Below are 12,663 nucleotides of genomic sequence, written 5' to 3' on the forward strand. Positions count from 1 at the left end.
ACCACGTTAAAGCATTACTGCGTGACGTGCTTTTGCAATTTTATTGCGTGGTATTTCTATCGTTTTAGTTTTAGATTTTTCTTTAACTTCTATTAGTATAATATCCTCTTTGACATCTTTTAAAATACCTAACCATTCTTTTTCTTTTTCAATAGGTGCATAAAGTGATACAAAGATAGGATGTGTAATTGCATCTTTAAGTGCTTTTTCATTTTTAATAGGTCTTTCAGCACCTGGAGAAGCAACATCAAGGTAATACATTTCAGGTATAGGATCGTTTTCATCCATTGCTTCGCTGATTTTTTCAGATGCTAACGTACAATCATTTAAATCAACGCCACCATCTTTATCTATAGAAATTCTTAAAAAATGATCTTTACCTTCTTTAACATACTCAATTTCAACTAGTTCAAAGTTAAGGTCATCTAATACGGGTTGAATAATAGGTTCTACTTGTTCAGCTATTTTACTCATACAGGCCTCCCTTTTAGGCAAATAGAAAAGAGCGGGTATATGCCCACTCTTTTGCCTGAGTTACTAATTTTTTAAGCAACATAAGTATATCATAAGTTTCACTTGTAAACAAATCACAGCATAATCACTATGGTTGTTCATTAAAATGAAATAGTTATTCTATAAATTGATTACTAAAATTAACTCTTATTTTTAATTTACATATCGAAAATTGATAATTGTGCTTTATCAGGTAAGCCTGGTAATGAACCTAAATCATCTAAGTATTCAATTACCTTTTGTGATAGACCTGCTTTTTTATTTAAGTCTTCTTTTGATAAAAATGGTCCTTCTTCTCGCGCTTCAACAATTCTCTTAGCAACGTTTTCCCCTAGTCCTGGAACAGCAATAAACGGTGGAATTAAACTGTCATCTTCAATTATGAAATCGAATGCTTGGCTTTTTTCAAGGCTGATAGGCTGCATGCGGTAACCACGATGTGCCATTTCATTCATAATTTCAAGAACAGTTAACACGTCTTTTTCTTTTTTGCCTAAATCCATATATCTTGAGTACATATCTTTAACTGTATTTTTAATACTTTCTTTATCTTTAATCATTGTAATTAAATCAAAATCAGATGCTCTAACAGTAAAGTATGACGCATAATAATATAGTGGATGATGCACTTTGAAATACGCAATACGAACTGCCATTAATACATAGGCAGCTGCATGGGCTTTAGGGAACATGTATTTAATCTTACGACATGAATCTAAATACCAATCAGGGACATCATTTTCTTTCATAGCTTCAACCATTTCATCAGTCAAACCACGACCTTTACGCACAAACTCCATCGTTTTGAAGGCCATAGAAGGCTCTAAACCTGCATACATTAGATACACCATAATATCATCACGACAACCAATTACTGATGATAGATCACAAATGCCTGCACGGATTAATTCTTGTGCATTACCTAACCAAACGTCTGTACCATGAGATAATCCTGAAATTTGAACTAACTCAGAGAAAGTAGTTGGCTTAGTATCTTCGAGCATTTGTCTTACGAATCCAGTACCGAATTCAGGGACGCCAAACGTACCTGTTTTACATAAAATTTCTTCTTCAGTAACGCCTAAACTTTCAGGACTACTAAAGATTTTCATCGTCTCTTTATCATCAACAGGTATCGTATGAGGATCAATGCCAGATAAATCTTGTAACATACGTATCATTGTAGGATCATCGTGTCCAAGTATATCGAGTTTCAATACATTATCATGAATTGAATGGAAATCGAAGTGTGTTGTCATCCAAGCTGAACTCTGATCATCGGCTGGATATTGTATTGGTGTAAAATCATAAATATCCATATAATCTGGAACAACGATAATACCACCAGGGTGTTGACCTGTAGTTCTCTTAACGCCTGTACAACCTTTAACTAAACGGTCAACTTCTGCGCCACGTTTGTGAATACCTTGATCATTTAAATAACCTTTAACGAAACCGAATGCTGTTTTTTCAGCAACTGTACCGATAGTACCTGCACGGAAAACTTTATCTTCACCAAACAATACTTTTGTATAGTTATGTGCATTGGGTTGGTATTCACCACTAAAGTTCAAGTCAATATCTGGTACTTTGTCCCCTTTAAATCCTAAGAATGTTTCGAACGGGATATCTTGTCCTTCTTTAATTAAATCATTACCACATTGTGAACATTTCTTATCAGGTAAATCAAAGCCTGAACCAACAGAACCGTCATCAAAGAACTCACTCGTTTTACAATGCGTACAAATGTAATGAGGTGGCAATGGATTAACCTCAGTAATCTCTGTCATCGTTGCCACAAAACTTGATCCAACTGATCCACGTGAACCAACTAAATAACCATCATTTAATGATTTTTTAACTAAACGTTGTGAAATTAGATAAATAACTGAGAATCCATTACCTATAATACTATCTAATTCTTTCTCTAAACGATCAATAACTATTTGAGGTAGGTCTTCGCCGTATAATTTTTTAGCATTGCTATAACTTAATTCTCGAATTTCCTCGTTAGCTCCATCCATTCTCGGTGTATATAGTTTGTCTTTAATCGGAACAACACGTTCAATTCGGTCAGCTAAAGCATTAGTATTAGTTACTACGAGTTCATATGCTTTTTCTTCGCCTAAAAAGTGTAACTCATCTAACATTTCATCAGTTGTTCTAAAATGTGCTTCTGGTAATGTCGAACGATTTAACGGATTACCTGGTTGTGAAGCAATAAGTATTTTACGTGCAATAGCATCATGTTCATATAAATAATGTGCATTACCTGTCGCAATAACTGGGATATTCGCACTTTTACCCGCTTCTATTAATCGATTATAGATTTCATGTAATGTTTCAGTATCTCTGATAAGTTCTCGATCGATTAAATCTTGATACAATGCAGGAGGTTGTACTTCTATAAAGTCATAATATTTAGCTATTTTTTCAACTTCAGATTGATCACGTTGCATTACTGCAGTGAATAACTCACCTTCATCGCATGCAGTTCCAACAAGTATACCTTCTCTATATTCATTTAATAACGATCTAGGGATTCTAGGTGTTCTGTAATAATAAGTAACTAGCGATTCACTTACTATTTTAAATAGATTTTTCAATCCTTGTTGGTTTTGTACGATTAAAGTGACGTGTGAAGGTCTTGCCCTTTTATAAGCATCTTCATTGGTTAACTTTTTATTTATATCAATATGGTTAGTTACACCTAATTCTTTCATTTGTTGTACCATTTTAATGAAAATATAAGCAGTTGCTTCGGTATCATAAATGGCTCTGTGATGTTGTGTTAAATCCACGCCATATTTTTTGGCAAGGAAATTCAAACCGTGTTTTCCGTATTCTGTATTGATTGTACGTGATAATTCTAACGTATCAATAACTCCGTTAGTTGATGGTCCAAAGCCTAATCGTTCATAACCCGTGTCAATGAATCCCATATCGAAAGAAGCATTGTGAGCTACAAATATTGCGTCGCCAACCCATTCTTTAAATTCTGTAAGCACTTCTTCGATTTCTGGAGCATCTGTTAACATGTCATCTGTAATATGTGTCAAGTTAATGATTGTTTCGGATAGTTTTTCATGTGGGTTACTGAATCTCTCAAATTTATCAATGATTTCTCCATCGTGTACTTTAACGGCAGCTAATTCAATAATCTTATCGTATTGGTTTGATAAACCTGTAGTCTCAACGTCGAATACTACATAGGTAGCATCTTTTAAATCTCGATCAGTAGGTTTATATGCAATTGGAACGCCATCGTCTACTAACATACCTTCCATACCATATATCATCTTAATACCATTTTTCTCAGCTGCTGCATGGGCATCTGGAAATGCTTGAACAACATTATGGTCAGTAACAGCTATAGCTTTATGTCCCCATTGAGCGGCTTGGTCAACATATCCGCTAATATTAGGAATACCATCCATTTGACTCATTGATGTATGTAAATGGAATTCAACTCTTTTTTCTTCAGCTTTATCTTTTTTAGGAGATTTTTTAATTTCTTCTATGTCAGACATCATCATAACTAGGTCTCTGACAAATGTATCTTCTTCGATACGACCTTGTGCACGTACCCATTTACCTACACTTAATGCTTTAAAATGATCTAAATCATTTTTATTTTTACGTGTAAACATTTTTAACACTAATGAATCGGTATAATCTGTTACTTTTAATTCTACAATGTGGCGTCCACTTTTTAACTCTTTTAAGTTGATATCAAAGATAACACCTTCTACAGCCACTTTAAATTCTTCTTCGATAATAGACTCTATAGAACGTATATTTTCAACTTGAATTGGTTTACCAATTTGACAATTATCTACATCACTTTCATTATTATCTTGTTGTTTAGCTTTTTCTGCTTTCATTTTTTCTAATTTTTCAGTAGCTTCTCGTGCACTTTGTTCATCTTCTTCTTGAATATGTGCTTCTAGTGATGCTAAGTCATCATCATGATTGGTATTATCTGTTTCAAACACAATTTTATCAATATCAAATCCGCAATTTTTAAATGCTGCTATTAAACTACCATTACATGCTTTATCAAAGTGATTACGCTCGATATCATTAGATACCATTACTTTTAAAATGTTACCTGACATAATCAAACGTTTTTGTTTTAACTGACCTTTAACTTTAGGTGACAATGCTGTTTGGTCAATACAATGCCCAAAATATTTGATAGCATGTTCATCTTGATTATCAGTATTTTTTACTGTGAAATAGCATTTTACAGTAGCTATTTCTTTAAACTCTTCTACTATTGCATGATTAAAGAGTAGGTAGTCTTCATGTGATAAAAAATGCGGCAATGTAATATGAAATTCCCATGTTCTGTTTTTACTTGAGACATCAATTCTTGTTAACTCGCCTTGCTCTATGATTTCTGAATCTAGCTGATTAGAAATTTTAATTTGATCAGCAAGTACTTTAAATTTTTCCTGATTTGTCATTGCCAATACGAAAACCACCTTAAATATATAATTCTCTCGAAAATTTCCATGATTAATATGATAACAACGCTACAAATTATACTGATTTATGCTATGAAGTTCAAAGCAAATTTATATTATATTATACGCTTAAATGACTTATATTTCATTGATTACATTTTGAAATTTTAAAAGAAAATAAAGGAGTGGATAAGAACTCAATTTGAATTCGTTATCACACTCCTACTCAATGCTCGAATACTAAATAATGTAAATATTTCTTATACAATATTTATTAATCGTAATTTAGTTTAATGTTAAATATAAATCTTTAATGTAATCTTCTAATTGATCAATATGAATTTCTTCACTTTCTCCTGTTGAACGTTGTTTTACTTCAACAATTCCTTCTGAAGCAAGTTTACCCACAACAACTCGAATAGGTAATCCAATTAAATCTGAATCATTAAATTTAACGCCGGCACGCTCTTGTCTATCGTCATATAATACATCATATTGCTTCATTAATTGATTATAAAATTGGTCTCCAAGTTCGCGTTGGTCATCTTTTTTAGGATTAATAGTGATTAAATGTAAATCAAATGGTGTTACTGATTTAGGCCAAATAATTCCATTATCATCATTATGTTGTTCAACGATTGCACTTAACGTTCTTGATACACCAATTCCGTAACATCCCATAATAAGTGGCTGAGCTTTTCCTTGATTATCTAAGAACGTTGCGTTCATTGCTTCAGAATATTTAGTACCGAGTTTGAATACTTGTCCTACTTCAATTCCTTCAGCAAATTGTGCAGCAGAACCATCAGCTAATGTTTCTCCTTCGAGAATGAATCTAAAGTCTCCAAATTCATCTACTTTAAAATCACGGTCTAATTGTACATTATCGAAGTGATATCCATCTTCATTTGCACCCACAACTAAATCAGATAAATCTTTCACAAAATGATCTGCGTAAATTTTTATATCTTTATCGTGAACTGGACCTAATGAACCAGGACTAGCACCCAATAAATTGACAATTTCATCTTGCGTAGCCATTTCAATATTATCAGTACCAAAATAAGCTTTTAATTTTACGTCATTTAATTCATGATGCCCTCTAACCAACACCATTATAAATTCGCCATCTACTTTGAAAATCATTGTTTTAACAATCTCATCTAACGGTCTGTTTAAAAAGTCTGCTAATTCTTGAGATGTTTTAACACCTGGTGTAGCTATTTTTTCCATAGCTTTACCGCTTGATTCTTTAGGATTGGCATGATATACGACTTCAGCTTTCTCAATATTCGCAGCATAGTCTGTCTCGTTACTATAAACAATAGTATCTTCACCAATTTCACTTAATGCCATAAATTCGTGAGTATGACTACCACCAATAGCACCAGAATCTGCTACAACTGGACGCGCATTGATACCTACACGTTTAAAGATGCGATCATATGCGTTATACATGTCTTGATATGTTTCATCTAATGAAGCTTCATCGGCATGGAAAGAATATGCATCTTTCATAATAAATTCTCTTCCACGTAGTAAGCCAAAACGAGGACGTTTTTCGTCTCTGAATTTAGATTGAATTTGGAATAATGTTATCGGTAATCGCTTATATGATTTTAATTCATCTCTTACAAGTGATGTTACGACTTCTTCATGTGTAGGTCCTAATGCAAATTCGCGTCCATTACGGTCTTTTAAACGCATTAATTCAGGACCATAGGCACCCCAACGACCTGATTCTTCCCATAATTCAGCTTGTTGTAGCGCTGGCATTAAAATTTCTACTGCATCAACGCTTTCCATTTCTTCACGAATAATCTTAGAAATGTTATTAAGTACACGAGTTGCTAGTGGTAGATAACTATAAATTCCACTCGTACTTTGTTTAATTAAACCTGCTTTTAATAGTAATCTATGACTTAAAGCTTCTGCTTCTGCAGGTACTTCTCTCATTGTTGGTATAAAAACTTTAGATTGTTTCATAGTAACTTTGCCTCCCTATTTATAAGAAATATCGTTGTATGTCATTCCAAGTAACTAAGATCATAATAATAATTACGAAAATAGCACCGACTGCAATAATAGTCGTTTCTGCTTTTTTGTTTATAGGTTTTCTAAATATTGCTTCGTAGAAAACAAATAAAATACGTCCGCCATCTAATGCAGGTATTGGTAATAAATTCATAATCCCTAGGTTAACACTTAATAGTGCTGTATAAGTAATTAAATTAATGATACCTGATTTCACCACTGAATCCACATTATGGTATATACCAACAGGACCATTTAACATATCAAATGAAAATCCGCCTGTGAAAATACTAGCTATCATTCCGACAACAGCTGTAAATATTAAAGTGCCTGCTTTGAAGAATTGTTCAACACCCATAACTAAAGGTTTAAATACGGTGTGTTCTTTCTCTGGTATAAAACCAATTTGATAAACGGTTTCAGATTTATTTTTAGTTTGTTTGATTTCTCTTTTCTTAGGTTCTAAATCAATTGATTTAGTCTTGCCATCTCGATCAACTTTAATAGTTGTTTTAGCAGATTTATTTTTATCTAAAACCTTTTTAATATCATTGTAGTCTTTAACCTTATGATTGCCGACTTGTACAATTTTATCTCCAGCTTTTAGGCCTGCTTTTTCAGCTGGTAAACCTTTTGCCAAATCTCCTACTGTTGTTGTAGGTGTACCTTGATAATAAGCTAACCCAATAAATAAGACGATTGCTAAAATAAAATTGAATAATGGTCCTGCAAATAATGTTAAAAATTTAGGTAAAGGTTTTTTATGTGTGAATTGACGATCTCTTGGGGCAATTTGAATTAAACTACCATTTTCAACAAAATATGCTTTCTTAGCAATATTAAAGTGATGTCGTTCTTCATCATATGAAGTAATTCCTTCAATAAATAAATTATCTTTAAAATCACATTGTTTTACTTCAATTGCTTCAATTTGTTGAAATTTGTGTTGATCATCTAAGATGATATGTGTAATTTCATCTTGTTCATTTAATTTAATTTTAACGTTCATACCAGGTTCAACAGGTGGTTCTTCAAGTCCATCTCCTGCCATACGAACGTACCCACCTACAGGTAAAATTCGAATTGTATATAAGGTTTCATCTTTTCTAAAACTAAATATTTTAGGGCCCATACCAATAGCAAATTCCGGGCACATAATGCCTGCTCTTTTAGCAAAGAACATATGTCCATATTCATGAACAGTGACTAGTACACCAAATACTATGATGAACGCTAATATTGTAATTAAATAGCTCACGCGCTACACCTCAATTTTTTAAGTAATATTTCAATTTATAACTTCCATTAATAATAAGACAATAATAAAAACATTATATTACGATTACCAAATTTAGCATACAAATTTGGATAAGCTTTTCAAAATTTCTAATTTTTCCATAAAAGTTATGTATGAGTTATGAAAAGGAGTTAAGAAATGATAATACATTTCAATAACTCCCCCATTATAACATTATATTTATTTGAAAATGATTGATGATATTAAATTTGAATTAAAAGAATGTTTAATAATGGTAATACAAACATAAAGCTATCAAATCTATCTAATATACCACCATGTCCTGGTAAAATTCTTCCTGAATCTTTAACACCAAAATGTCTTTTAAATCCTGATTCTACTAAATCACCTAATTGACCAAACATGCTTAAAATAATAGTTACAAGCAATAGTAACCATACATTTAAGTTGAAGTCTACAAAAAATTGCATGAGTAGAGGTACTAATAAACTACAGAAAATACCACCTATAAATCCTTCAATTGTTTTATTAGGACTAATAACCGGCCATAATTTGTGTTTTCCCATTAAACGTCCAAACAAATAAGCACCAGTGTCAGTTAACCAAACAATCAAGAATGCAAATAATATATAATGTAAACCTTCAGAACGTGTTTCATAAAAATACATAAAGCCTATTCCTACGTATGCAACACTCATTAAACAAAATGCCGCATCCATAAAACTAAATCTATTTTTAGATAAAACAGTATAACTTAACACTATAAAACTCATAGCAATTAAACTTTTCAATTGAATGACTTGTACCCAATTTCCAGCATCTTGTGGCAACATAATGATAATTAATCCAATAGCACTAATAATCCCTGGAATTGATACAAATTTAATCATATTCATATTTAAAAGTTCTTTTAATGCAATTAATGCTAATAAATTAGCAAAAAGCATTAGTACTAATCCACCCTTTAATAGGATGGGCAAGAATATTAATAGAGCAATAATTGCTGTCAATGTTCTTACTTTCATACTACTTTACTCCTCACTCAATCCTCCAAAACGTCTTTGGCGAGATTGGTAAATTTTTAAACAATTTTTCAATTCTTCACCATCAAAGTCTGGCCATAATTTTTCATTAAAAATGAATTCACTGTATGAAACTTGCCAAATTAAAAAGTTACTTATTCTTTGTTCGCCAGAAGTTCGAATTAATAATTCTGGATCAGGATAATTTTGGGTCATTAAATGCTGATCTATCATCGTTTCATTAATATCATTACTATTAAGTCCTTTTTCTTGAAACTCATCAAATATCATCTTCATACTTTGGACAATTTCAGCACGACCACCGTAATTAATTGCAAAAATTAATTTCAATCCTGTGTTATTTTTTGTCTTTTCTTTGGCATGATCAATAGCTTCGATTGTTGATTTCGGTAACCCTGTTTGAAAACCAATTGTTTCTACTTTAACATTCTTTTCAATTAATTCAGGTAAAAATGTTTTTAGAAAATTAACTGGTAAATTCATAATATAGTTTACTTCACTTTCAGGTCTAGACCAATTTTCAGTGGAGAAAGCGTATAAGGTAAGATATTTGATACCGATATCACTAGCTTCTCTTGTGACTTTCTTGATTGTTTGCATACCTTCATAATGTCCTTTTATGCGAGGCATTCTGCGTTTTTTAGCCCAACGCCCATTTCCATCCATAATAATAGCAACATGTTCAGGTATATTATGTAAATCTAAATCATTAAATTGATTATTTTCACTCTTGTTATTATTTCTAAGCTTTTTAAACATGGTCTTTCCTCCGAGCCTGATCATCTCTGTAATATAGTATAGGTTGTTTAAACAATCATCTACCATTTTATCATACTCATTTATAGCATTGAATAAGCAAATAAAAAAACTGTACCAAAGTCTTACTTGGTACAGTTTAGACTAGAATGAAAATAGCATCATTTTGTCTTTCAATTTCATCTCCAGATGTATTGTATCTGGCAAGATGAAACTATCGCATTAAAGTTTAATTACACTGACATAATGTCTTTTTCTTTATCATCTACTAATTGATCAATTTCTTTAATTGAATTATCAGTAGCTTTTTGAACATCGTCTGTTTGACTTCTTAAATCGTCTTCAGTAATGTCACCATTTTTTTCATCTTTTTTGATTTGGTCGTTTACGTCACGACGGATGTTTCTTATAGAAACTTTTGCGTCTTCACCGATTTTTTTAACTTCTTTAACTAATTCTTTACGACGTTCTTCAGTTAAAGCAGGTACAGAAATACGAATTACTTCACCGTCACTAGTTGGATTAACACCAAGGTTAGCAGCGTTTATAGCTTTTTCGATATCAGCAACAGATGATTTATCATATGGTGAAATAACAAGTAATCTTGCTTCAGGAACATTAATACTTGCTAATTGTTGCACTGGCGTTGGTGCACCATAGTAATCTACATTTACACCATTTAATAAATTAGAATTGGCTCTTCCTGCACTAATATTAGCTAATTCTTTAGATAAACTATCGATTGATTTTTGCATTCTTGATTTAGTATCTTTAATAATGTCACTCATTTTTTACACCTCGTATTATTTTGTAATTAATGTACCAATTTTATCGCCCATAACAGCACGTTTAATGTTGCCTTCTTCCATAATTGAGAACACATTTAATGGAATATTATTATCCATACAGAATGATGATGCTGTTGAGTCCATAACTTGTAATCCTTCTTGTAACATTTGAATATGTGTTAAATGTTCATATTTAACTGCATTTTTATCTACTTTAGGGTCAGCTGAATATACGCCATCAACATTATTTTTACCCATTAAAATGACATCAGCTTCGACTTCAGCTGCACGTAAAGCTGCTGTAGTATCCGTAGAGAAATAAGGATTTCCAATTCCAGCCGCAAAGATAACAACACGTTTCTTCTCTAAGTGACGAATAGCACGACGACGAATATATGGTTCTGCAACTTGTTTCATTTCGATTGAAGTTAATACTCGAGTATCGCAATCTAATTGTTCAAGGCTATCTTGTAAAGCTAAAGCGTTCATAACTGTAGCTAACATGCCCATATAGTCAGCAGTACCGCGATCCATACCTAAATCGCTTCCTGTTTTACCTCTCCAAATATTACCGCCACCAACGATGACAGCAATTTCACAATCCATTTTTGCTACTTCAGCAACTTGTTTAGCTACACTTTTAATGATCATTGGATTTATACCAAAACCTTTGTCACCTGCAAGTGCTTCACCACTAAGTTTTAAGACTACACGTTTATATTTTGAAGTTTGAGCCATTTTCTTATCCTCTCTATAGTAGAAATATGTAAAAGTATATAAGTAAAGAAGACACGGATGTCTTCTCTAAAGCAAAGTATCTACTTCACTTTGAGAAAACCTTTCAGGTGTCTTCTTTCTTGTTAACAATATGACTAATTATTTCATTTGTCCTTTAACTTCATCTGCGAAGTTTTCTTCACGTTTTTCCATACCTTCGCCTACTTCATAACGTACGAAGTCAACAAGTTTACCACCTTTAGATTTTAAGAAAGCTTCAACTGTTTCGTCTGGGTTTTTAACGAAGTTTTGGTCAACAGCACAAATTTCTTGTAAATATTTACGTAAACGACCTTCAACCATTTTTTCAACGATGTTTTCTGGTTTACCTTCGTTTAATGCTTGTTGTTTAAGTACTTCTTTTTCATGGCTAATTTCATCTTCGCTTACTTGATCAGATGAAACGTATTTAGGGTTGATTGCAGCGATATGCATAGCAACATCTTTAGCTGCTTCTTCGTCAGTAGTACCTTCAACAACTGTTAATACACCGATACGTCCACCCATGTGTAAATAAGCACCAAAAGCATCGTTATCAGTTTTAGTTCTAACTGAGAAACGACGGATACTTAATTTTTCTCCAATTGTAGAAATAGCTTCTTTCATTTTTTCGTCAACAGTTTTACCGTCTTCAAATTTAGTTTCCATTAATGCATCAACTGATTCTGCTTTTGTAGCAAGAACTTGGTTAGCAATTTCTTTAACTAAATTTTGGAAACCTTCGTTACGAGCAACGAAGTCTGTTTCTGAGTTGATTTCAACGATAGCTGCTTCGTTACCATTGATTTCAACATGTACAAGACCTTCTGCAGCGATACGATCAGCTTTTTTAGCTGCTTTAGCAATACCTTTTTCACGTAAGTAGTCGATCGCTTTATCCATATCACCATCAGTTTCAGTTAGCGCTTTTTTACAGTCCATCATACCAGCGCCAGTTTTTTCACGTAATTCTTTTACAAGTTTAGCTGAAATTGCCATTAATTATTCCTCCAGTATATATAATTCTATTATAGATATATCTAAAT

At 32.5% G+C, this 12,663-nt stretch carries 9 protein-coding genes; all 9 read right to left on the bottom strand.

Translation table 11 applies throughout. The features are described 5' to 3' along the window. Positions 1-6: 6 nt before the first annotated feature. A complete protein-coding gene (gene rimP / locus N524_RS0101300) occupies positions 7-474 on the bottom strand; it encodes a ribosome maturation factor RimP (RefSeq protein ID WP_017638370.1) in 468 nt (155 codons plus the stop codon). 197 nt (positions 475-671) lie between these two features. Then, positions 672-4,982: a PolC-type DNA polymerase III gene (locus N524_RS0101305; RefSeq protein WP_155979879.1), complete on the bottom strand. Its 4,311-nt coding sequence runs from the start codon at positions 4,980-4,982 to the stop codon at positions 672-674. A gap of 285 nt (positions 4,983-5,267) precedes the next feature. Further along, the gene (locus N524_RS0101310) at positions 5,268-6,968 is read right to left on the bottom strand and encodes a proline--tRNA ligase (RefSeq protein ID WP_029055442.1); all 1,701 of its coding nucleotides are present in this window, start codon (positions 6,966-6,968) and stop codon (positions 5,268-5,270) included. Between the two features lie 19 nt (positions 6,969-6,987). Further along, positions 6,988-8,274, bottom strand: coding sequence for an RIP metalloprotease RseP (gene rseP, locus N524_RS0101315; RefSeq protein ID WP_017638373.1), 1,287 nt, complete (start codon positions 8,272-8,274; stop codon positions 6,988-6,990). Positions 8,275-8,516: 242 nt separating this feature from the next. Beyond that, on the bottom strand, positions 8,517-9,299 hold the full coding sequence (locus N524_RS0101320; protein ID WP_017638374.1) for a phosphatidate cytidylyltransferase: 783 nt from the start codon (positions 9,297-9,299) through the stop codon (positions 8,517-8,519). Positions 9,300-9,305: 6 nt separating this feature from the next. Further along, positions 9,306-10,076: an isoprenyl transferase gene (locus tag N524_RS0101325; RefSeq protein ID WP_029055443.1), complete on the bottom strand. Its 771-nt coding sequence runs from the start codon at positions 10,074-10,076 to the stop codon at positions 9,306-9,308. A 230-nt stretch (positions 10,077-10,306) separates the two neighbouring features. Beyond that, positions 10,307-10,861 carry a ribosome recycling factor gene (gene frr, locus N524_RS0101330; protein WP_017638376.1) on the bottom strand — a complete coding sequence of 185 codons (555 nt, stop codon included), beginning with the start codon at positions 10,859-10,861 and terminating at the stop codon, positions 10,307-10,309. A gap of 15 nt (positions 10,862-10,876) precedes the next feature. After that, positions 10,877-11,599: a UMP kinase gene (gene pyrH, locus N524_RS0101335; protein ID WP_017638377.1), complete on the bottom strand. Its 723-nt coding sequence runs from the start codon at positions 11,597-11,599 to the stop codon at positions 10,877-10,879. A gap of 138 nt (positions 11,600-11,737) precedes the next feature. Beyond that, a complete protein-coding gene (gene tsf / locus N524_RS0101340) occupies positions 11,738-12,616 on the bottom strand; it encodes a translation elongation factor Ts (protein WP_017638378.1) in 879 nt (292 codons plus the stop codon). Between the last annotated feature and the right edge of the window lie 47 nt (positions 12,617-12,663).

The organism is Staphylococcus sp. URHA0057, assembly GCF_000620265.1.
GTDB classification, from domain to species: domain Bacteria; phylum Bacillota; class Bacilli; order Staphylococcales; family Staphylococcaceae; genus Staphylococcus; species Staphylococcus pasteuri.